Source organism: Bradyrhizobium sp. LTSP885 (assembly GCF_000938305.1).
GTDB lineage: Bacteria > Pseudomonadota > Alphaproteobacteria > Rhizobiales > Xanthobacteraceae > Bradyrhizobium.
In genome coordinates, this window is sequence record NZ_JYMT01000043.1 from 213,688 (window position 1) to 236,001 (window position 22,314).

General features: G+C 64.3%; 20 protein-coding genes. 8 read left to right on the forward strand and 12 right to left on the reverse strand.

Annotation, left to right across the window (positions count from 1 at the left end):
- Window positions 1-559: 559 nt before the first annotated feature.
- From thrC to UP09_RS34985, 4 genes are all read left to right on the forward strand, one after another.
- Window positions 560-1,978 carry a threonine synthase gene (thrC, locus tag UP09_RS34970; protein ID WP_044542953.1) on the forward strand — a complete coding sequence of 473 codons (1,419 nt, stop codon included), beginning with the start codon at window positions 560-562 and terminating at the stop codon, window positions 1,976-1,978.
- Window positions 1,975-3,264 carry a M16 family metallopeptidase gene (locus tag UP09_RS34975; protein ID WP_044542954.1) on the forward strand — a complete coding sequence of 430 codons (1,290 nt, stop codon included), beginning with the start codon at window positions 1,975-1,977 and terminating at the stop codon, window positions 3,262-3,264. The genes thrC and UP09_RS34975 overlap by 4 nt, the downstream gene beginning before the upstream one ends.
- Window positions 3,265-3,323: 59 nt before the next feature.
- Window positions 3,324-3,911 (forward strand): GNAT family N-acetyltransferase, encoded by a 588-nt coding sequence (locus UP09_RS34980; protein WP_044542955.1) that lies wholly within the window; start codon window positions 3,324-3,326, stop codon window positions 3,909-3,911.
- Between the two features lie 126 nt (window positions 3,912-4,037).
- Window positions 4,038-4,685, forward strand: coding sequence for a hypothetical protein (locus UP09_RS34985; protein ID WP_082070414.1), 648 nt, complete (start codon window positions 4,038-4,040; stop codon window positions 4,683-4,685).
- Window positions 4,686-4,757: 72 nt separating this feature from the next.
- Here the strand turns inward: UP09_RS34985 and UP09_RS34990 are convergent, their stop codons facing one another.
- The 5 genes from UP09_RS34990 to UP09_RS35010 form a co-directional block, all read right to left on the reverse strand.
- Window positions 4,758-5,243, reverse strand: coding sequence for a F0F1 ATP synthase subunit B family protein (locus UP09_RS34990; protein WP_044542956.1), 486 nt, complete (start codon window positions 5,241-5,243; stop codon window positions 4,758-4,760).
- 4 nt (window positions 5,244-5,247) lie between these two features.
- A complete protein-coding gene (locus UP09_RS34995) occupies window positions 5,248-5,814 on the reverse strand; it encodes a F0F1 ATP synthase subunit B (protein ID WP_044542957.1) in 567 nt (188 codons plus the stop codon).
- Window positions 5,815-5,928: 114 nt separating this feature from the next.
- The gene (locus UP09_RS35000; protein WP_016847054.1) at window positions 5,929-6,159 is read right to left on the reverse strand and encodes a F0F1 ATP synthase subunit C; all 231 of its coding nucleotides are present in this window, start codon (window positions 6,157-6,159) and stop codon (window positions 5,929-5,931) included.
- Window positions 6,160-6,217: 58 nt separating this feature from the next.
- On the reverse strand, window positions 6,218-6,967 hold the full coding sequence (locus UP09_RS35005; protein ID WP_044542958.1) for a F0F1 ATP synthase subunit A: 750 nt from the start codon (window positions 6,965-6,967) through the stop codon (window positions 6,218-6,220).
- Between the two features lie 72 nt (window positions 6,968-7,039).
- Window positions 7,040-7,411 carry an AtpZ/AtpI family protein gene (locus UP09_RS35010; RefSeq protein ID WP_044542959.1) on the reverse strand — a complete coding sequence of 124 codons (372 nt, stop codon included), beginning with the start codon at window positions 7,409-7,411 and terminating at the stop codon, window positions 7,040-7,042.
- A 264-nt stretch (window positions 7,412-7,675) separates the two neighbouring features.
- Between UP09_RS35010 and UP09_RS35015 the strand changes: the two genes are divergently transcribed.
- The 3 genes from UP09_RS35015 to UP09_RS35025 are packed head-to-tail and all read left to right on the forward strand — an operon-like array spanning window position 7,676 to window position 9,375.
- Entirely contained in the window at window positions 7,676-8,299 is a 624-nt protein-coding gene (locus tag UP09_RS35015) for a 2-hydroxychromene-2-carboxylate isomerase (RefSeq protein ID WP_044542960.1), read from the forward strand.
- A 30-nt stretch (window positions 8,300-8,329) separates the two neighbouring features.
- Window positions 8,330-8,893 (forward strand): hypothetical protein, encoded by a 564-nt coding sequence (locus tag UP09_RS35020; RefSeq protein ID WP_044542961.1) that lies wholly within the window; start codon window positions 8,330-8,332, stop codon window positions 8,891-8,893.
- 8 nt (window positions 8,894-8,901) lie between these two features.
- Window positions 8,902-9,375: a secondary thiamine-phosphate synthase enzyme YjbQ gene (locus tag UP09_RS35025; RefSeq protein ID WP_044543198.1), complete on the forward strand. Its 474-nt coding sequence runs from the start codon at window positions 8,902-8,904 to the stop codon at window positions 9,373-9,375.
- A gap of 143 nt (window positions 9,376-9,518) precedes the next feature.
- On the opposite strand, the gene UP09_RS35030 is transcribed toward UP09_RS35025, so the two are convergent.
- Complete coding sequence (locus UP09_RS35030) at window positions 9,519-11,207, reverse strand: MFS transporter (protein WP_156164937.1); 1,689 nt, start codon at window positions 11,205-11,207, stop codon at window positions 9,519-9,521.
- A 309-nt stretch (window positions 11,208-11,516) separates the two neighbouring features.
- Between UP09_RS35030 and UP09_RS35035 the strand changes: the two genes are divergently transcribed.
- A complete protein-coding gene (locus UP09_RS35035; protein ID WP_044542962.1) occupies window positions 11,517-12,191 on the forward strand; it encodes a response regulator in 675 nt (224 codons plus the stop codon).
- Between the two features lie 177 nt (window positions 12,192-12,368).
- Here UP09_RS35035 and UP09_RS35040 read toward each other — a convergent pair whose 3' ends face one another.
- The 6 genes from UP09_RS35040 to UP09_RS35065 all read right to left on the reverse strand — a co-directional run bounded on the left by UP09_RS35040 (window position 12,369) and on the right by UP09_RS35065 (window position 22,286).
- Complete coding sequence (locus tag UP09_RS35040) at window positions 12,369-15,878, reverse strand: PAS domain-containing hybrid sensor histidine kinase/response regulator (protein WP_044542963.1); 3,510 nt, start codon at window positions 15,876-15,878, stop codon at window positions 12,369-12,371.
- Between the two features lie 114 nt (window positions 15,879-15,992).
- On the reverse strand, window positions 15,993-17,222 hold the full coding sequence (gene hemA, locus UP09_RS35045) for a 5-aminolevulinate synthase (protein WP_044542964.1): 1,230 nt from the start codon (window positions 17,220-17,222) through the stop codon (window positions 15,993-15,995).
- A gap of 189 nt (window positions 17,223-17,411) precedes the next feature.
- Window positions 17,412-18,476 carry an MBL fold metallo-hydrolase gene (locus UP09_RS35050; protein ID WP_044542966.1) on the reverse strand — a complete coding sequence of 355 codons (1,065 nt, stop codon included), beginning with the start codon at window positions 18,474-18,476 and terminating at the stop codon, window positions 17,412-17,414.
- Between the two features lie 179 nt (window positions 18,477-18,655).
- Window positions 18,656-20,800 (reverse strand): methyl-accepting chemotaxis protein, encoded by a 2,145-nt coding sequence (locus UP09_RS35055; RefSeq protein ID WP_044542967.1) that lies wholly within the window; start codon window positions 20,798-20,800, stop codon window positions 18,656-18,658.
- A gap of 215 nt (window positions 20,801-21,015) precedes the next feature.
- Window positions 21,016-21,756, reverse strand: a complete 741-nt coding sequence (locus tag UP09_RS35060; protein WP_044542968.1) for an outer membrane protein — start codon at window positions 21,754-21,756, stop codon at window positions 21,016-21,018.
- 209 nt (window positions 21,757-21,965) lie between these two features.
- Entirely contained in the window at window positions 21,966-22,286 is a 321-nt protein-coding gene (locus tag UP09_RS35065) for a hypothetical protein (RefSeq protein WP_044542969.1), read from the reverse strand.
- Window positions 22,287-22,314 lie beyond the last annotated feature (28 nt).

A 22,314-nucleotide genomic window follows, 5' to 3' on the forward strand; every position in this document is an offset into this window, starting at 1 on the left:
ACGCCCCGGAATGACGAGGAGATGGACATCGGCCCTTAGCGCTGAGTTGCCCGACGGCGCAAGCCCCCCGCGCAAAAATATTTCGTTTTATCCGAAGCAAAACTCTGTGGTCCTACCCCGGTGCTTTCTGTTGCACCGGGCCCATGGGTGCGATCGGCACCCGGCCTTCCCTGCGCCCTCTACAAGGTGAGAGGGCAAACGAAATGCAAAGCTCGGACAAATCATGTCGCGAGAACGCGGGTGCATGGCATCAGCCGTCCAACAAACTCGATGTCGTCCTGGCGAAAGCCAGGATCCATTACCCCAAGTGTCAATCGTTGCGCGACGCTGGGGCTACGATCCCTCTCCCGACAAACTGTGGTGGTTATGGATCCTGGCTTTCGCCAGGACGACATTCGGAGAGAGCAGCGCGTCAACTGCGCTACGCCGGAACGCATCCTTCGGGCTACACTTTGCCGGCATGATCTTCTATGGTGCCCGTTCGGTTCGCAAATGGCGAACATGATAATTCCAATATATCAAAGGCTTAGGGCTAGGATCGAAGCCTTTGGAGGGCCGTTTGACGCGCTATATTTCGACCCGGGGCGAAGCCCCTGCACTGGGCTTCTGCGATGTGATGCTGACCGGGCTTGCCCGTGACGGCGGGCTCTACGTGCCCGAGACCTGGCCGCAGCTTTCGCACGAGACCATCGCCTCGTTTTTCGGCCGGCCCTATTGGGAGGTCGCGGTCGAGATCATCCGCCCGTTCGTCGCCGGTGAGATTTCCGACGCCGATCTCGGGCGCATGGCGAACGAGGCCTATGCCACCTTCCGCCATCCCGCGGTGGTGCCGCTCGACCAGATCGGGCCGAATCAATTCCTGCTCGAGCTGTTCCACGGGCCGACGCTGGCGTTCAAAGACGTCGCGATGCAGCTGATCTCGCGGCTGATGGATCATGTGCTGGCGAAACGCGCGCAGCGCACCACCATCGTGGTCGCGACCTCGGGCGACACCGGCGGTGCCGCGGTCGATGCGTTCGCGGGCCTCGACAATGTCGACCTCGTCGTGCTGTTCCCGAACGGACGCATCTCCGACGTGCAGCGGCGCATGATGACGACGACGGGCGCCGCCAATGTGCATGCGCTGGCGATCGAGGGCACGTTCGACGATTGCCAGGCGATCGTGAAGGCGATGTTCAACAACCATCGCTTCCGCGATGCGGTCGCGCTGTCCGGCGTCAACTCGATCAACTGGGCGCGCATCGTGGCGCAGGTGGTCTACTACTTCACCTCGGCGGTCGCGCTCGGTTCGCCGCAGCGGACGGTCGACTTCACGGTGCCGACCGGCAATTTCGGCGATATTTTCGCGGGCTATGTCGCAAAGTGCATGGGCCTGCCGATCCGCTGGCTGCGGATCGCGGCTAACGTCAACGACATCCTGCCGCGCACGCTGAAGACCGGCATCTACGAGGTACGCGAGGTTCACGCCACGGCCTCGCCGTCGATGGACATCCAGATATCCTCGAATTTCGAGCGGCTGCTGTTCGAGGCAAGCGGTCGCGATGCCGGTAGCGTCCGCCGCCTGATGGATTCGCTGAAGCAGTCCGGCCGCTTCGTGCTGCCGGATGCGACGCTGGCCGCGGTGCGCCGTGATTTCGACGCAGGCCGCGCCGACGAGACCGAGACGTCAGCCGCGATCCGCGCCGCCTGGCGCGAGGCCGGCGACCTCGTCGATCCCCATACCGCGGTGGCGCTTGCGGTCGCCGACCGCGACACCTCGGACTCGACGATCCCGAATATTGTGCTGTCGACCGCGCATGCGGCCAAATTCCCCGACGCGGTCGAGGCCGCCTGCGGCGTGCGGCCGCATCTGCCGGCCTGGCTCGACGGCCTGATGACCAAATCCGAACACATGACCGTCATGAAGAATGATTCCGCTGATATCGAGCGCTTCGTGCTGTCGGTCAGCCGTGCCGCCAAGCAGGGAGTTGCCGGATGAGCGTTGAAGTCACCAAGCTGCTGTCAGGCCTCACCGTCGTCACCGACACCATGCCGCATCTGGAAACCGCGGCGCTCGGCGTCTGGGCCGGCGTCGGCGGCCGCGACGAGAAGCCGAACGAGCATGGCATCTCGCATCTCCTGGAGCACATGGCGTTCAAGGGCACCACGCGGCGCTCCTCGCGCGAGATCGTCGAGGAGATCGAGGCGGTCGGCGGCGATCTCAATGCCGGAACCTCGACCGAGACCACCGCCTATTATGCGCGGGTGTTGAAGGCGGACGTGCCGCTGGCGCTCGACGTGCTGTCCGACATTCTTGCCAACCCGTCCTTCGTGCCGGACGAACTGGAGCGCGAGAAGGGCGTGATCGTGCAGGAGATCGGCGCGGCGCAGGATACGCCTGATGACGTCGTGTTCGAGCATCTCAACGAGCTCTGCTATCCGGACCAACCGATGGGCCGCTCGCTGCTTGGGACGGCCAAGACGCTGAAGGCCTTCAATCGCGACATGCTGGGCGACTATCTGTCGACGCATTACCGCGCGCCGGACATGGTGGTCGCGGCCGCCGGTGCGGTCGATCACAAGCGCATCGTCGAAGACGTTACCGTGCGATTTGCGAGCTTTCAGCCCACGCCGGCGCCAAAGCCGCAGCCGGCGATGTTCGGCAAGGGCGGGTCCCGCGTGGTGCATCGCGATCTCGAGCAGGCGCATCTGACGCTCGCGCTCGAAGGTGTGCCGCAGGGCGATCTGTCGCTGTTCTCGCTGCAGGTGTTCACCAACACGCTCGGCGGCGGAATGTCGTCGCGGCTGTTCCAGGAGGTGCGCGAGAAGCGCGGCCTGTGCTACTCGATCTACACTTTCCACGCGCCCTATAGCGACACCGGCTTCTTCGGCCTCTACACCGGGACCGATCCCGCCGACGCGCCGGAAATGATGGAAGTCGTCGTCGACGTCATCACCGACGCCGTGGAGACCCTGACCGAGGCCGAAGTGGCACGGGCCAAGGCGCAGATGAAGGCCGGCCTGCTGATGGCGCTGGAAAGCTGTTCGTCACGGGCCGAGCAATTGGCCCGCCATGTGCTGGCCTATGGACGGCCGCAGACGGTGGAAGAGTTGGTGGCGCGGATCGAGGCGGTCAGCGTCGAATCGAGCCGCAATGCCGCCCGCGCGCTGCTGTCGCGCAGCCGCCCGGCCGTCGTCGCGCTTGGCAGCGGCAGGGGTCTGGACACGGCGGTGTCTTTTGCGGAAGGATTGACGAAGTCGAAGGCAAAGACGTTGCTGCACTAGTTTACCTCTCCCCGCTTGCGGGGAGAGGGAGAAGGAGACCGACGGGGGAGTGTCGGGCCATGGCCCTGTTTCGTTTGCCATCCAGCGGACCGGCCGCGCTGATGCCACGCGGCCATGGGCTGCTGCTGCGCGCGCCGCAGATGTCGGATTTCCCGCAATGGGCGCAGTTGCGGGAATTCAGCCGCGGCTATCTGACGCCGTGGGAGCCGATCTGGCCGTCCGACGACCTGACCCGCGCCGGTTTCCGCCGCCGTCTGCGCCGCTATTCCGAAGACATTTCAGCCGACCGCTCCTATCCGTTCATCATCTTCCGGGAATCGGACGGCGTGATGATCGGCGGCATCACGCTTGCCAATGTCCGCCGCGGCATCGTGCAGGCCGGCACCATCGGGTATTGGGTCGGTCAGCCCCACGCCGCTCGCGGCTACATGACGACGGCGCTGCGGGTGCTGCTGCCGTCACTGTTCGGCGAACTCAACCTGCACCGCATCGAGGCGGCCTGCATCCCCTCCAACGCGCCGTCGATCCGGGTGCTGGAGAAATGCGGCTTCGGTCGGGAGGGCCTGGCGCGGCGCTATCTCTGCATCAACGGCATCTGGCAGGACCATTTGCTGTTCGGCCTGCTACACGAGGATTTCCGCGGTTGATCGCTGCTGTTGCGCATGATTCGCCGGCTTTGTTCCCGCCTCTGTTCCCGCCTTGGGTTCGCCGCCATTGCCCTGCTATAAGGCCCGCGGAACAGGGAACCTCGCTGGGGGATAAGAGGGTATCGCATGGGTGACAGGGTGATCAGGATCGCGATCATGGTGGTGGCATCGATCAGCCTCGGCGCTGCCCTGATGCCCTCGGCCGTCTCGGCGCAGTCCCTCAGCGACCGCTTCAAGAGCCTGTTTGGTGGCGGGTCGTCCGACACCGCCAAGCCGGCGACATCAGCCGGGCCGAAGCAACTCGACGATGCTGACGCCGAACTGACCTGTCCGCCAGTGCAGATCCGCGCCGGCGCCTCGACCTATTCGGTGGGGACGCCCGGCAAGGAGGCAGTCGGTAACGACATCAAGTTCCTGGCGTCGATCACCAAGATGGCGCGCCAGTGCACCCTGAACGGCGGCGAGATCACCGCCAAGATCGGAATCCAGGGGCGGGTGATCGTCGGACCCGCGGGCGCGCCACCGACCATCCAGGTGCCGCTTCGCGTCGCCGTGGTGCGCGGCGGCGTGGGCGAGAAGACGATCATGACCAAGGCCTATCAGACCACGGTTCAGATCGACGAGAGCGGCAGCGTGCCGTTCAGCCTGGTCGCCGAGGATATCGTCTATCCGGCACCGTCGGCCGCGGAAAACGACAATTATGTCTTCTATATCGGCTTCGACCCGCAGGCCATCAAGTCCGAGCCCAAGCCGCGCGCGACCAAGAAGAAGTAGAGAAGAAGTAGGCACAAACAAAAAGCCGGCGCGATGATCTCGCGCCGGCTTTGTGTTGAAGGAGGAAGCGCCTCAGTTCAGCTTGGCGCGAACTTCGGCGATGCCCTTGTTGACGAGGTCGTCGGCGACCGAGCCCTTGACCGACTGCGACAGGATGGTCGAGGCGGCGGTGACTGCGGCATTGGCTGCGGCGGCGCGGACGTCGGCCACGGCCTGGGCCTCGGCCAGCGCGATCTTGCTCTCGGCGGTCTTGGTCCGCCGCGCGACAAAATCTTCCATCTTGGTCTTGGCCTCGACCGCGATCCGTTCGGCTTCGGCCCTGGCGCTCGAGATGATGTCCTCGGCCTCGCGCTCCGCGCTGGCACGGCGGGCCTTGTACTCGCCGAGCAGCTTGGTGGCCTCGTCCTTCAGACGGCGGGCGTCGTCGAGTTCGGCCTTGATGCGGGCGGCACGGTGATCGAGCGCCGTCAGCAGCGTGCGATGGACGCCGAGATAGCCGAACACGATCACCAGAGTGACGAACGCGACGGCGACCCAGGTTTCCGGTTCGTAAAGCATCGGTCTATCCCTTCAGCGAAGCGTCGACGGCGCTGTTGACCGCATTCGCATCCGGCGTCAGGCCGGACAGCTGCTGGACGATGGCGCCGGCCGCATCCGCCGCGATGCCACGGACGTTGCTCATGGCATTGGTCCGGGTCGTTGCGATCTGCTTCTCGGCGTCGGCAAGCTTGACCGCCAGCGTCTCTTCCAGCGTCTTGCGTTCGGCGTCGGAGGCCGCGTTCAGCTTCTCGCGGGTCTCGTTGCCGATCGCCTGCGCGCGGGAGCGCGCGTTCGCCAGCTCGGTTTCATAGGCCTTCAGCGCAGCGTCGGACTCGTCCTTCAGCTTCTGCGCCTCGGCCAGATCGCCTTCGATCTTGTTCTGGCGTGCATCGATCGTACCGCCGACGCGCGGCAGTGCGATCCGTGACACGATCAGATAGAGGGCGACGAATGCAATCGCCAGTGACACCAGCTGCGAGGCGTAATTGGAGGAATCGAACGGCGGAAAGGCTCCGCCGTGATGTCCGCCTTCGGCCTCGGTATGGGCGTCGGCTTTCTGGCCTTTTGCCTCGCCATGACTCTCAGCCATGGTGTTCTCCTGTTGCTGTCATGCGCGCCGCCCTTGGGACAACCTTTGGGCGGCGCGACGGGTTACCGCGAGAGCGGAACCGGGTTACCGCTCAGAGCGGAACCGGGGTGCCGCTCAGAGCGGAACGAACAGCAGGAGCAGCGCGATCAGCAGCGAGAAGATGCCGAGCGCTTCGGTCACGGCGAAGCCGAAAATCAGGTTGCCGAACTGACCCTGCGCGGCTGACGGGTTGCGCACCGCTGCGGCAAGGTAGTTGCCGAAGATGATGCCCACGCCAACGCCCGCACCGCCCATGCCGATGCATGCGATGCCCGCGCCGATAAGTTTAGCTGCTGCCGGTTCCATATGTAGCTCCTTGAGGAAAGATAGACAGATTGGTGGGTGGAGAGATTCTCCGGACCGCTTAGTGTCCCGGATGAATGGCGTCGTTGAGGTAGATGACGGTCAGGATCGCGAACACGTAGGCCTGCAGAAACGCGACCAGCAGTTCGAGCGCGTAGAGCGCAACCGTGAGCGCCAGCGGCATCACGCCGCCGACCCAGCCGAGCGCGCCGAGCGAGAAGCCGAGCATCGCGACGAAGCCCGCAAACACCTTCAGCGCGATGTGGCCAGCCAGCATGTTGGCGAACAGACGCACGCTGTGCGAGACCGGCCGCAGGAAGAACGACAGGACTTCGATGAAAATGACCAGCGGCAGGATGTACAGCGGAACGCCGGAGGGAACGAAGATCTTGAAGAATTTCAGGCCGTTCTTGTAGAGGCCGTAGATTAGGACCGTGAAGAACACCAGCAGCGCCAGCGCTGCGGTCACGATCAGGTGGCTCGCGATCGTGAAGGTGTAGGGGATGATGCCCACGAGATTCGAGACGCAGAGGAACATGAAGATCGAGAAGATCAGCGGGAAGAACTTCATGCCTTCCGCGCCGGCATTGCCGCGAATCGTCGACGCCACGAACTCGTAGGAGATCTCGGCGACCGACTGCAGCCGTCCCGGAATCAGTTCCCGGCCGCTCGCCAGCATCAGCAGCGCGATCAGCAGCACTGCGATGAACATGTAGAGCGACGAATTGGTAAAGGCGATCGTGTGATTGCCGATATGGCCGAGCGTGAAGAGGGGCTCGATATTGAACTGATGGATCGGGTCGATTTTCATCCGCGCGGCTCTTGGTCCACCGGCCATCGTGCCGGTAATCGAATTTCAAATGTCATGACTTCCCGCCAGCGCTTAGCGCTTGCCCGAGGCCACACCCGCAGACCTCACCACGTTGACTACGCCGGCGACGAAGCCGAGCAGCGTTAACACGATGAAGCCGAATGGCGACGTCGACAATAAACGGTCGAACCCCCAGCCAATCGCCGCCCCGACGACAACGCCCGCGACCAGCTCCGAGGAAAGACGAAAACCGAGCGCCATCGCCGAAGCTCTGGCCGCCCTGTCCCCGCTTTCAGTACCGGGTTGATCAGTCTTGCTCCTCCGGCTGTCGCGAATTTCTGACAACCGATGATCGAGACTTCCGAGCCTTGCGGAAAGCGCAGCTTCGTCGGGAGGCGATTGATCGCGACTTCCATTTGCGTCGTGGTTGGTGTTTTCAGCCATGCTGCAAACACTAACCGATGCCGCGGATGATGGAAATTGCGCCCGTCCCCGTCAAAAGCCGCGCGGACCATACTGACCGCGTCTAATCAAGTCAAGATTGCGTCGTCACCAGTTATTGCTTTGATTTCGTTGGATTTATTAGAAGATATTCAAGGGCAGAGTGACGCAGCATTCGCAGTGCAGCAGCTTGCATGCAATCAAGCGACCTTGCGCGGCTTTTGCTGCTCTGTTGGGATGGCCGAAGCTTTACAGCCGGACATCCGCATGCCGCGTCAGATCGACTACTATTTCTCGCTGCAATCGCCATGGGCCTATATCGGCCACAAGGTATTCGTCCAACTCGTAAGCGATTATAATCTCAAGGTAAATTACAGGCCCGTATTGCTGGTCGACCTGTTCTCGGAAACCGGCGGGCTGCCGCTCGCCAAGCGCCATCCGGTGCGGCAGCGCTACCGGATGATCGAATTGCAGCGCTGGCGCGACAAGCGCGGGCTGAATTTCCACCTGCAGCCGGCGAGCTGGCCGTTCAATGCGCGGCTGGCCGATGGGGTCGTGATCGCCGCGCTCGAGGCGGGCCTCGATCCCGAGCCCTATCTGCAGCGGGCCTATCCCGCGGTCTGGGAGCACCAGCTCAATCTCGCCGATCCTGCGACCCTGGTGAAGCTTGCCAATGATGCCGGCCTTCCCGGTGATCAGCTCGTCGCGCGCTCCGCCACGGATGCGGTCGGCGCGGCCTATGAGCAGAACCGGCAGGATGCGCTTGGCTCGGACGTATTCGGCTCGCCGGGCTATGTGCTCGACGGCGAAGCGTTCTGGGGCCAGGACCGGATCGAATTGCTGGACGATGCGTTGAAGTCGGGCCGTAAGCCATATAGCTCTCAGGCTTAGGGCAGCATCTGGTTGAGGCGGAGCAAGCTCATGCCCATAGCGACATCGCTCTCGAAATTTTCCATCTCGAAATTTTCCATCTCGAGGTTTTCCGTCGCGGTTGCTGCAGGCGTTCTGCTCGTCAGCGGCGCTGCGATGGCGCAATCGGCGCCTGACATCGAGAACGGCCGCTTTACGCTGTCGCCAGCGGGCGACGGCTTCATGCGGCTCGACACGCGCACCGGCGCGGTCACGACCTGCACCAATTCCAGCGCCGGCTGGGCCTGCTATGCGGTGCCTGACGAACGCGCGGCGATGGATGCGGAGATTGGCCGCTTGCAGGCCGACAACGACAGGCTGAAGGCCGCGCTCGCGGCGCGCGAACCCGTGGCGTCAGACAAGACCGTCGAGGCGCTGCCCAAGGGCGATTCTCTGAAGGGGGATTCGCTGAAGAAGCCCGAGCCGAAGGCCGCCGAGGCCGAGCGCAAGATCGAGATTCCGCTGCCGAGCGACCGCGACATGGACCGCGTGATGTCCTTTGTGGAGCGCGCCTGGCGGCGGCTGATCGAGATGGCCAATCGCGTGCAGCGCGACGTCAACGGCGGCAAGATCTGATGCGACAGATGTCATCGAGAACGATTGCACGCTCGGCGCCATCCGCCGTCGCCGCGACCCATATCGTCTCGTCGCGGCTGATCGTGCAGACGTCTGGCGCAGGCTTCACCGACATCACGAGCGAGATCGCAAAATTCCTGCGCGAGGCGCGGGCCGCCGAGGGCGCAGTGAGCTTGTTCATCCGTCACACGTCGGCGTCATTGACGATCCAGGAAAACGCCGATCCGACGGTGCTGATCGACCTGATGACGGCACTCGATCGGGCCGCGCCGGAAGATGGCGGCTGGCGTCACGATACAGAGGGCCCCGACGACATGCCGGCGCATATCAAGACCATGCTGACGGCAACCTCGCTGCAGATCCCCGTGCTCGACGGCGAGATGGCGCTCGGCACCTGGCAGGGTATCTATCTGATCGAGCACCGCGCCCGTCCGCACCGGCGTGAGATCGTGCTGCAGTTCATCGGCGCCACGAGAGCATGATGCCAAACGCATCATGCTCTCGCGTCCTTGTTTGAGCATGATTTTCTCGAAAAACCGGTATCCACTTTTTCGGATCATGCTTGAAATGACATCGGCCGCGGATCGCTCCGCGGCCGATGAACTTGGCTCGTGATATCGACCGGTCAGGTCTTGGTGATGTCGACGTCCTTGGTCTCGGGCACGAAGATCAGGCCGACAATGAAGGTCATTGATGCGATCGCGATCGGGTACCAGAGCCCGGCGTAGATATTGCCGGTCGCAGCCACCAGCGCGACTGCGATCGGCGGCAGCAATCCGCCGAACCAGCCGTTGCCGATGTGATAGGGCAGCGACATCGACGTGTAGCGGATCCGGGTCGGGAACAGCTCGACGAGAGCGGCTGCGATCGGCCCGTAGACCATCGTCACCAGAATCGCGAGATAGGTCAGGACCGCAATCAGCATCGGCATGTTGATGGCCGCTGGATCGGCCCCCTTGACCGGGTAGCCCGCCTCGCCGACCGCGGCCGTGACTGCGGTGTTGAACGCGGTACGCTGGGTGGCAAAGGCCTTCGGATCGACGCCGGTACCCTTCACCGAGTCGTATGACTTGCTGCCAACCATGACCTTGGCGAGGCTGCCAGCGGCACCGGCCTCCAATTTGAAGTTCACGGACGAGGCAATCAGCGCGTTACGGGCCACGTCGCAGGAACTGGTGAAGACCCGGCCGCCGACGGGGTCAAACAGGACATTGCAGTCCGCCGGGTCTGCGACCACGGTGACTGGCGCGTTGGCCAAGGCCTTTTCGAGCGCCGGATTGGCGGCCGAGGTGAGCAGGGTGAAGGCGAAATGATACGTCAACGCGCCAAGCAGGCAGCCCGCCAGGATGATCGGCTTGCGGCCGATCTTGTCCGACAGCCAGCCGAAGAACAGGAAGCCCACGGTTGCGATCGCCAAAGCGATGATGAGCGCGATGTCGGCGGAGTTCGCCGGCACCTTGAGCGTGTTGACGAGGAAGACGCGCGCGTAGAATTGACCGCCGTACCAGATCACGGCCTGCCCCGCCGTGAGGCCGAACAGCGCGATCAGTGCGTATTTGCCGTTCTGCCAGTTGCCGAAGGCTTCCGACAAGGGGGCCTTGGAGCCCTTGCCCTCGTCCTTCATCTTCTGGAACATCGGCGATTCCGACAGCTGCATGCGGATCCAGATCGAGATGCCGAGCAGCAGGATCGAAATCAGATAGGGATAACGCCAGCCGCCCCCAAGACCCGGATCGCTGAAGGCTTCGGGGCTCATGCTGTTGCGGACGACGTAGACGATCAGCAGCGACATGAACAAGCCGATCGTGGCGGTGGTTTGAATCCACGACGTATAGAATCCGCGGCGTCCCTGCGGCGCGTGCTCGGCGACATAGGTCGCGGCTCCGCCGTACTCGCCGCCGAGCGCGAGGCCCTGCAGGAGGCGCAGGAAGATCAGGATGGTGGGAGCCAGCCAGCCGATCTGCTGGTAGTCCGGCGTCAGGCCGACCAGGAAGGTCGACATGCCCATGATCGTGATGGTGACCAGGAAGGTGTATTTGCGCCCGACCAGATCGCCGACGCGACCGAACACCAGTGCTCCGAGCGGACGGACGAGGAAGCCCGCCGAGAAGGTCAGCAGAGCGAAGATGAACTGCGTGTTGGCGTCGAACGCCGAATAGAAGGCCTTGCCGATCTGGGCTGCGGTCCAGCCGTAGAGATAGAAGTCATACCACTCGAACACAGTGCCGAGTGAAGAGGCGAAGATAACCTTCTTCTCCTCGCCGGTCATTCCTCGCTGACGGACGTCGCCGCCGGTGGCTGTCGCCATTGCCATTGTGTTTCGCTCCCCGAACTCGTTTCCTCGCGCCCCAAACGTCCGGATCTGCCGGATCGACTTAGGTCTTGCCACCGAAGGTAACATCGCGGTGAAAGCCGTCCCAATAAGACTTTTGGCTTTTTCACGGCTTCAGCTTATCGTCAGGAACATGAATGGGATGGGACTCCCGCGTGTGCCTATTGCGGCGCACAAGACGGGCGGGATTAACTGCATTGGCATGTGGTATTATCGAGTGCTTGCGTGGTACTGCCGCCCGGGAGACAACCTGATTTCGCGGGATTGCCAAATCCCGCTTGTGGGACTGAGATGACTGCTGTTGCCAATACTCATCTTGTCATCGCCGATGACCATCCGCTGTTCCGCGATGCGTTGCGTCAGGCGGTGTCGAGTGTCGTAAGTTCGGCCACCATCAGCGAGGCCGGATCGTTCGAGGATCTGACCGCGCTGCTGGAGCGGGACTCCGAGGTCGACCTGATCCTGCTCGACCTGACGATGCCGGGAATCAGCGGTTTCTCCGGCCTGATCTATCTGCGGGCACAATATCCGGCGATCCCGGTGGTCATCGTCTCGGCCAGCGACGATGTCGGAACCATCCGCCGCTCGCTCGATTTCGGCGCCTCCGGCTTCATTCCCAAGCGCTTCGGGGTCGAGACGCTGCGCGATGCCATCATGAAGGTGATGGAAGGCGACGTCTGGGTTCCGCCGGACACCGATCTCTCGGCCGCCGGCGATCCCGACATGACGCGGCTGCGTGACCGCTTGGTGACGCTGACCCCGCAGCAGGTCCGGGTGCTGATGATGCTGTCGGAGGGGCTGCTCAACAAGCAGATCGCCTATGAGCTCGGGGTCTCCGAGGCGACCATCAAGGCGCATGTCTCGGCGATCCTGCAGAAACTCGGCGTCGAAAGCCGCACCCAGGCCGTGATCGCCGCCGCCAGGATCGCCGGCGGCCAGTGGCGCCAGGGCACGCCGACGGGGTAGGGGCATTTCGGGTCTTCGTTCCGTTATCCTGAGGAGCGCGTCTTCGCGCGTCTCGAAGGATGCACGGCCGAGAGCGGGGCCGTCATGCTTCGAGACGGCCGCTGCGCGGCCTCCTCAGCACGACGGAGAAGGTGCGGTGCGCGGGATCGTCTTGATCGCGCACTTTGGCCCCCGCCGCTACTCCGCCGCCACCATCTGTTGCGTTCGCCACTGCCCGAGCAGCGCGCGGAGCGAGGCCGGTTTGACCGGCTTGTTCAGCACCGCGATGTTCTCCTCGCGCGCGGCGGCGCGGACTGGCGGGCTGCGGTCGGCGGTGATCAGGATCGCCGGGATATTGTCGCCGAAGCGGCGGCGGATCTCGCGGATTGCGGCGATACCGTTGCCGCGGTCGAGATGGTAGTCGACCAGCACGCCGGTGACGCGCCCGCCGGCGGCCTCGATCGCGGCCATGGCAGCGTCCGGATCGGTCACCGCGATCACCTCGGCGTCCCATGCGGTCAGCAGCGTCTTCATGCCGTCGAGGATGGCGAGATCGTTCTCGATGCAGACGATCAGCGCGCCGCTCATCGGCGTTTTCGACAGTGGCGTCGCGCTGGTGACGGCGGCGGTATGGTTGACCGTGGTGGCAATCGGCACCGTGACCGAGAACACCGAGCCGCCGCCGGTATTGGAGTCGATCGCGATGCGATGATCGAGGACCCGTGCCAACCGCTCGACGATCGACAATCCGAGACCGAGGCCGCGCGCGATCCGGGCGCCCTGTTCGAGGCGGTGGAATTCCTTGAAGATCTCGCCGCGCTTCTGCACGGGGATTCCGACGCCGGTATCGTAGATGCTGATCTGCAGCTGTTGGCCGCGGCGGCGGCAGCCGACCAGCACGCGGCCACGGGGGGTGTATTTGATCGCGTTGGAGATGAAGTTCTGCAACAGCCGGCGCAGCAGCGAGCGGTCGGATTCGACCGGCAGCGAGCAGGGCACGAAGTGCAGATCGAGGCCCTTGTCGCGGGCGATCGGCGCGAATTCGATCTCCAGCGAGCGCGTCAGATCGGCCATCCTGAAGCTCGAGATCGACGGCGTCATGGCGCCGGCATCGAGGCGTGAGATGTCGAGCAGCGCGCCTAGGATGTCCTCGATCGCCTCGAGCGAGTCGTCGATGTTCTCGACCAGTCGCGAATCCTCGCCGCCATTCTGCCGCTCGACCAGGCTCGTCACATAAAGGCGCGCGGCGTTGAGCGGCTGCAGGATGTCGTGGCTCGCGGCGGCAAGGAACCGGGTCTTGGAGGCATTGGCGTCCTCCGCCGTGCTCTTGGCGAGCGCGAGCTCCGAGTTCAGCCGGGTGAGTTCTCCGGTACGGTCGCGCACGCGCTTTTCCAGCGTCGCATTGGCGCGTTCCAGCGCTTCGGCCGCCTCGAAGCTCGGCGTGACATCGGAGAAGGTGATGACGAGGCCGCCGCCCGGCATGCGGTTGGCGCGCACCTCGATCACCAGATGGCGATCGGTGAAGCGTTCCAGATAGGGTTCGCCCTCGGTGGTGTAGGCGCGCAGGCGTTGCTCCAGCAGGCTGTCGCTGTTGCCGGCGGGGGGCGGGCTCACCGCGCCCATGAATTCGAGGATTTCGGGCAGGGGGATGCCGAGCTGCACCAGATGCGGCGGCAACGCCAGTAATTCGCTGAACTGGCGGTTGGAGCAGATCAGCTGCAGGTCGGCGTCGAACACGGCGATGCCCTGGCGCACGTGGTTGAGTGCGGTCTGCAGGATCTCGCGGTTGAAATGAAGCGCGGCGTGGGAGTCGTCGAGCAGCTTCAGCGCGGCCTTGGCCGACACGGTGCGCCGGCGCAGCAGCAGCGACATCACGAGGCGTGACGACGCCGCCCCGATCGACGAGGCGATCAGCCGCTCGGCATGCTGCAGCAGCTCGAAATCCGCAGGCGCGGCCGGGTCGAGCGCGCCATTGTGGTTGGCGGTGAAGGCCGCGAAGGCCTCGCGGGTGCGGTCGGGACCGAGATATTGCGCCACCGTGCTCTGGATATCCTGCACCGTCACCGTGGTCCGCCAGCGCCGCAAGTTCGGCGCGATCGGAACCATCGTGTTGGGCACGAACACATTGGCCTGCAGCAGTTCGATCGAGGACGGCGCACGCGCCAGCGAGAACACGACATAGGCGAGGATATTGAGCGCGAGGCTCCAAAGTGTGCCGTGCAACAGCGGCGGCAAATCGGCGCCGAACAGCGCCTGCGGCCGCAGCGCCTCGATCCCGAACGGGCCGTGCTGCAGCAGCATCAGGCCCGCGGTCGAGGTCTCGAGAAAGCTCGGCACGAACAGCGTGTAGAGCCACATCGCAAAGCCGACCAGCATGCCCGCCATGGCACCGCGCGCCGTGGCGCGGCGCCAGAACAGGCCGCCAAAGAAGGCCGGCGCGAGCTGCGCGATCGCGGCAAAGGACAACAGGCCGATCGCCACCAGCTGGGTGTTGCCGAGCGCGCGGTAGTAGAAATACGACATCACCATGATGGCGAAGATCGAGAAGCGGCGCGCCTTCAGCAGGAAATCGCCGAAGTCCTTCTGGCCGACGCGGACGTCATCGCTGCGCGGCAGCACCAGCGGCAGCACAATGTCGTTGGAGACCATGATCGACAGCGCGACGCATTCGACGATCACCATCGCGGTCCCCGCCGACAGGCCGCCGACGAAGACGGCGAGGCTGAGCAGCTGCGAACCGCCTTCGATCGGCAGCGCCAGCACGAACATGTCGGCATCGACCGCGCCGAACGGGAAGATGACCAGACCCGCGATTGCGATCGGAATCACGAACAGATTGATCGCGACGAGGTAGAGCGGGAACAGCCAGCGTGCTCGGCTGACCTCTGCGCTGTTCGTGTTCTCGACGACGCTGACGTGGAACTGGCGCGGCAGCAGCATGATCGCGCAGAACGACAGCAGCGTCATGATCAGGAAGTTGCCGATCGACGGTACATATTCGATCGCGCGCACCGCCTCCGGCGTCTTCAGGGCGCGCTCGTAGAGCTCCTCCGGAGAGAACATCCAGAAGGTGACAAAGGCACCGGCGGCGATGAAGGCGACCAGCTTGACGATGGATTCGGTCGCGATCGCGAGAATCAGGCCATGCTGGTGCTCGGTCGCGTCACTGTGGCGGGTGCCGAACAGCACCGCGAAAACAGCCATGGCGAGCGTCACCATCAGTGCGATGTCGCCGATGATCGGAATCTTGGAGAACGCCTGGTCCTCGCTCAGGATCGTCTCCAGCGACGAGGCCATCGCCTTGAGCTGCAGCGCGATGTAGGGCACCGAGCCGATGATCGCGATTGCGGCCACCGTCGCCGCCACCGCCTGGCTTTTGCCGTAGCGTGCGGCGATGAAATCGGCGATCGAGGTGATGTTCTGCGACTTGGCCAGCACGATCACCCGGCGCAGCAGCGGCGTGCACAGCCCGATCATCAGGATCGGACCGAGATAGATCGCGAGGAAATCGACGCTGGTGCGGGTCGCAAAGCCGACCGAGCCGAAGAAGGTCCAGGAGGTGCAGTAGATCGCGAGCGACAGCGGGTAGATCCACTGGCTGGCACGGCCGCGCTCACCCGCCGGCATCCGGTCGCCGCGGCTGGCCACGTAGAACAACAATCCGATGTAGGCGAACGCCGTGGCGATTACGCCCCAGTCGTGCAGCATTGCTGCCTGTCTCCGGTCCCGGCCCGGGAGGCGGTCGGGAGGGGGACTATAAACGCATTAGGTCGGCCGCGCATCGCGCGACCGGCCCAATTTCGAGACGAGGGAGGAGTAGGGTTACTCGGCGGCCTGCTGCTTCTTCTGCAGGGGCAGGCCGAGCCGTTCCCAGACCTGGAGCAGGGCGTCCGCCAGCGCGTCGATCAGGCCGTCCTCGTGATAGGGCGAGGGCGTGATGCGCAGCCGCTCGCTGCCCTTGGCGACGGTCGGATAGTTGATCGGCTGGATATAGATGCCGTGCTCTTCCAGCAGCATGTCGGAGGCGCGCTTGCACTTCTCGGGGTCGCCGACGAACAGCGGCACGATGTGGGTCTCGCTCGACATCACAGGCAGGCCGGCGGCGGTCAGGATCGCCTTGGTACGGGCGGCACGGTCCTGGTGGCGCTCGCGCTCCCAGCTCGAGGTCTTGAGGTGACGGATCGCAGCGGTTGCGGCCGAGCAGATCGCCGGCGGCAGCGCGGTCGTGAAGATGAAGCCCGGCGCATATGACCGCACGGCATCGATGATCTCGGCGTTGCCTGCGATGTAGCCGCCGAGACAGCCGAACGCCTTGGCCAGCGTGCCCTCGAGGACGTCGATGCGATGCATGACACCGTCGCGCTCGGCAATGCCGCCGCCGCGCGGACCGTACATGCCGACCGCATGGACCTCGTCGACATAGGTCATGGCGCCGTATTTCTCGGCGAGATCGCAGATCTCAGCCAGCGGCGCGACGTCACCGTCCATCGAATAGAGGCTCTCGCAGGCGATCAGCTTGGGCCGGTCGGGACCCGCGGCGATCAACAGTTCTTCGAGATGCGCGACGTCGTTGTGACGGAAGATCTGGCGCTCGCAGCCGGCCTGGCGCACGCCCTCGATCATCGAATTGTGGTTCAGCGCATCCGACAGGATCAGGCAGTTCGGGATCAGCTTCGCGATCGTTGAAATGCCGGTCTGGTTCGAGACATAGCCCGAGGTGAATAGCAGCGAGGCTTGCTTGCCGTGCAGATCGGCCAGTTCAGCCTCGAGCTGCACCAGCGGATGATGGGTGCCGGCGATATTGCGGGTGCCGCCGGCGCCGGTGCCGACCCGGGTCGCGGTCTCGACCATGGCGCCGACCACTTTCGGGTGCTGGCCCATGCCGAGATAGTCGTTGGAGCACCAGATCACGACATTCCGCTGCCCTTTCGGCGAGTGCCAGGTCGCGTGCGGGAACCGTCCAGCGATGCGCTCGAGGTCGGCAAACACCCGGTAGCGCCGTTCGTCATGAAGACGAGCAAGGGCGGAATTGAAGAACTGGCTGTAATCCATCGGCGAACCCAGAAAACGGAACCTGACCGGTATAGAGAGCCCAAATTAGAGCTTTTCCAGCTCTAATGTCTATGCGGTATCCCACATTTGGCCATGCGGGAGCACGTGGGCAAAACGCCCTAGCGAGCTCCAGATTCTGGATCGTTTCGTCGATGACGACGGAGACGGCTGGCCGGTCTCCCAGGGCGTTCAGGTCGTCCTGAAGCGCAGCATGCCGTCTTCGGCCATCTCGGCCTTCAGTCGGCCCTCGACCAGCATGTAATTGACGTGGGCGACCAGTTCGCCGGCGGCGAAGCCCATCTGGTGCTCGTCCAGCACGTGCTTGTGGAACACGACAGGCACCAGCTCCTTGGAGGTCTGCGGCACCTCGCGGCAGGCCTCGGCGATCAGCCGGCAGCGCTCCTCATGGTGATCGGCGAGCTGCTTGATCCTTGTCTTCAGCCCGTAGAACGGCACGCCATGGCCGGGCAGCACCATCAGATCATAGGGCAGGGTGGTGGTGAGACTGGCCAGCGAGGCCAGATATTCGCCGAGCGAGTTCTGCTCGGGCTCGACCGCCCAGACGCTGACATTGGGCGAGATCTTGCTCAGCACCTGGTCGGCCGAGAGAAACAGCTTATCGGCGGCGCAATACAGCATCACCTGGTCGAGCGCGTGTCCGCCGCCGGTGATCACCTTGAAGCGCCGCGTGCCGATCACGACCTCGTCGCCATGGGTGAGGCGGTGATAGGACGGCGGCAGCACCGAGACCCGCTTCAGATAATCCTGGCCGCGGCCGAGCAGCTTCTCGGTCAGGTCCTCGTCCATGCCATGGCGGCGGAAGAACAGCCGCTGCGCGTTGCGCCGTTCCTCGGTGCCTCGGTTCTGGTGATAGACCGACTGCAAATATTCCACCTGCGACATCAACAGCGGGCAATCGAAGCGCTCGGTGATCCAGCCCGCGAGCCCGACATGGTCGGGGTGCGAATGGGTCACGATCAGGCGGGTGACCTTGACGTGTTTCAGCGGTCCCTCGAACAGCGTGGTCCAGGCCGCGATCGATTCCTCGTTGCCGAAGCCGGCATCCACCATCGCCCAGCCGTCGCCGTCGGCGAGCAGATAGATGTTCACATGGTTGAGGCGGAACGGCAGCTTCAGCCGCGCCCACAGCACGCCCGGAGTGACCTCCACGACCTGGTCGTGGCCGGGGTGGTTCTCCCAGGGGTATCGAAGTGCCTCCGCCGAGGAGGCGACGCTGTCGGTCTTCGTGTCCATGCTACGGACTTAGCGGCACACGGGCCGACGCGCCAGCCGAAAAATCAGGATGGCGGTCCGGAGAATGGGAAGGGAATTCCGTAGCCCGGATGGAGCGCAGCGCAATCCGGGGGGCTATATCCTCGGAGCGCACCGTCCCGGATTACGCTTCGCTCCATCCGGGCTACGAAATATCCGATCTACGCCGCCCTGATGTTCGACAGGAAGCCGTCGATCTCCTCGCGCAGCACGTCGGCCTCGCGGCGCAGGGCGTCGGAGGCGTTCAGCACCTCGCCTGCGGCGGCGCCGGCTTCCGACGAAGCATTGCTGACGCCGACGATATTGCTCGACACCTCGCTGGTGCCGCCGGCGGCGTGCTGGATGTTGCGGGCGATCTCGCGGGTCGCCGCGCCCTGCTCCTCGACCGCGGCTGCGATCGCGGTGGTGACGTCGTTGATCTCACCGATCGTGCTCGAGATGTTGCGGATGGCGGAGACTGCCGTGGTCGTCACCTCCTGCATGCTGACGATCTGCTGGCGGATCTCTTCGGTCGCCTTCGCGGTCTGGCTCGCCAAATTCTTCACCTCGGAGGCGACCACGGCAAAGCCGCGGCCGGCTTCGCCGGCGCGCGCCGCCTCGATGGTGGCGTTGAGCGCGAGCAAATTGGTCTGCGAGGCGATGGTCTGGATCAGGTCGACCACGACGCTGATGCGGGCGGCGTTATCGGCGAGCCCCTGCATGGTGGTGTCGGTGGCGCTGGCTTCCTCGACGGCCTTGCGGGCGATCTCCGCCGAGGTGACGACCTGGCGGCCGATCTCCGAGATCGACGACGATAGTTCCTCAGTGCCCGCCGACACCGTCTGCACGTTGACCGAGGTCTCCTCGGCGGCCGAGGCGACGGCGCTGACCAGCGCGCTGGACTGGTCTGCGGTGGCCGACATGCTCTGTGCCGTGGTCTGCATCGAGCTCGCCGAGGACTGCAGGCTGCCGAGCGCGTTGCGGACGGTGGATTCGAACGCTGCGATCTGCGTCTCCATGCGCGAGGCGCGTTCGGTCTTGGCGACGCGGTCCTTGTCCTGGTTCGCCGAGAGTTCGCGGCCCTCGATCATGCTCTCGCGGAAGATCTGCAGCGAGTCGGCCATCGTGGCGATCTCGTCGCGCTGGCGGCTCTGCGGGATCTCGGTGTCGAGGTCGCCGTCGGACAACAGCTGCATCGAGCGCTGCAGGCCGCGGATCCGGCGCAGGATGTTGCGCCCGACATAGAGCCACACGAACAGGAACGAGCCGACCAATGTCAGCGCGCCGAGCGCGATCATGACCATGGTCGCGAACGAGATCTGCTGCCGCGCCTGGAAGGTCGATGAGTCGGTGTCCTTCTGCACGGCGTCGACCAGCTGTTGCACGCTGATGCCGAGGCCGATATTGAGCTTGCGCGTCTCGTCCAGGATGGTCTGGCCGTAGTCGATCGAATCGAGCTCCTTCTCGCGGAGCTTGAACACGCCGGTCTTGCCTTCGCCGAGCACCAGCAGCTTCTGCGCAGTGTCCCGCAAGGCGACGAGTGCTGGATTGTTGGGCAGGTCTTCGAGGTTGGACTCGATGCGCTCGCGCCCGGCCTTGACCTCCTTTTCGATCGCATCCAGCACCTCGCTGGAATTGGCCGACAGCGCCGCGGTCATGTCGGAGGCCATCAGATTACCGACCGCGAGCACGTTGCCGATCTGGCCGACGGTACGGGCGGCCTCGGTGGCATCATCCGCAGATACCTCGGCTGATGCCAGGATGGCGCTGAGCCGCGTCTGCGCGTCGCGCATCGCAGGGTTTGCCGCTGACACGAACGCCGCCTGCGCCTTGCGCAGCGCGTTGTATTGCTTGTCGCGGGCTGCTGCGATCTCCAGCCGCTCGCGTGCCGCCGCGATCAGGCTCTTGGTGGCTTCGTCGGTGTTCTTGACGTTCTCCTGGAGCGCGCTGACGACGGCTTTGTCGGCGCCGAGCTCGATGATCTCGCCAAGCTTGGCCGCGGTCAGTTGCCCGACTTCCTTCACCCTCTTGGTGCGTTCGCTCAAGGCGTCGTCGCTCTGGACGGCCAGCAGGCCGGGTCCCTGTGAGGCCAGCGAGGCGCTCAGGGCGGACAGTTGCAGGCTCGCGCCAAGGCGCGGAATGTCGCGGCCGCTGAGGTCAGTCATCGTGCCGCCAAGCTGGTGCAGCACCATGCCGGCGCCGGCGCTGATCACGAGCGCCATGCCTGCGATCACCGCGAACGCCGCGAACAGGCTGCCCCTGATGCCCATCTGCGGCAGGCGGATACGCGTCAGACTGAGTTTGCCGAGCTTGAACCGAAACGCCATTACCCCGTGCCCCCGTACGACCCTTGGATGTTTCCCGCGCGGCAGTATCGGTGCGGCGGGTTAATAAAATTGGGAAAATTGTGGCGGCTTGCGTGATTATTGGGCGTCGCCGGGCGCTGACGCTTTCGTTCGCGTTCTTGCGCGCGCGGCAATCGATGCACGCAAAAAGGCCGGCAAGAGCCGGCCTTTTCCACGCCTGGTTGTGGTCCCTGGTCTCAGTAGCGCGCGGCGACCGGGCCGCCGAAATTGCCGAGGTTGAAGCGGTAGTTGATGCCCGCCTTCACGGTGTGCTCGTCATTGTGGAAGGTACCGAACGGGACCAGCGCGCCCGGGCCCACGAAGCGGCTGTCGCCGAAGTCGTAGTACTGGTACTCGACCTTCGCCGACCAGTTGGGTGCGAACATGTATTCGGCGCCGCCGCCGATGGTCCAGCCGTTCTGGTGATTGTCGCTGAGCGCGAAGGCGACCGGCAGGCCGCCGAACGTCACGTTCTCGTTGTTGTCGGAATAGGCGTAACCGCCTTTCACATAGATCAGGCCCGGACCCCAGGTGTAGCCGAGCCGGCCGGTGACCGATGCGATGCCGCGCTGGTTGTTGTTGTAGACGAGGCCGCCGGGGAAGATCGCGTTGAGCTGGTGGTTGCCGACCCAGGAATACTGGCCTTCGACGCCGACCACCCAGTTCGGCGACAACTGATAGTCGTAGCCGGCCTGCACGCCGCCCATGAAGCGGGCGCTGGAATCGGCGAGCGCGAGGCCGCCGAAGGTGTTGTTGCCGGCGAACACGCCGCCGAGATGACCGCCGATATAGAAACCGGTCCAGTTGTAGAGCGGTGCGGCGTACGCGGGCGCCTTCGGGTAATAGGGGCGGGCGCCGAGATCGGCGGCCTGGGCGGTCGCGCCCAAGGCGGCGACTGAGGCGGCGACGGCTGTGGTTGCGAGCAGGAACTTCTTCATGGGGTCACTCTCCGGACAAATCGTGGAGACGCCGTGCGATGGCGCCGTCCATGGCGCGGAGTTAGTCGGCATTTGAATAAAAAGCTGTCACTCGGAGACGACAGCGGCGGTTAACCCTGCTGTTTGGCGGTGAAACGTTTTCTTGTGCCTAACGGACGCTTAACCAGAGGTGAAGGAAGGCTTAACGCCTCACTCGCGAGAACCGTTGCTTAACCAAGTCGCCGGCGCACATCGTCGCGCATCTGCTCGCGGAACGCCTGCCGGCGCGCGGGCCGATCCTTCACGGGGACGTCGTGGCGGTCGAAGATGTCGAACTTCTCCAGGATCGGATAGCGCTCGCTCGCCATCGCCAGCACGCGCAGCACCTCGGCGACCTTTGCGCTCGGGCCGATGACCTCCCATTTCCGGATCTTCTCGGCGCCGCCGGCGGCCGGCAGTCCGCACAGCCTCGCCATGTCAGCTGCCGTGAGCTTCCGGCCGATCGCCTCGCCGAGATTTTCGCGCAGTTTCTTGAGTTCTGGGCCGGTCACTCTGGTTCCGCTCCGGGACAGGAAGTGT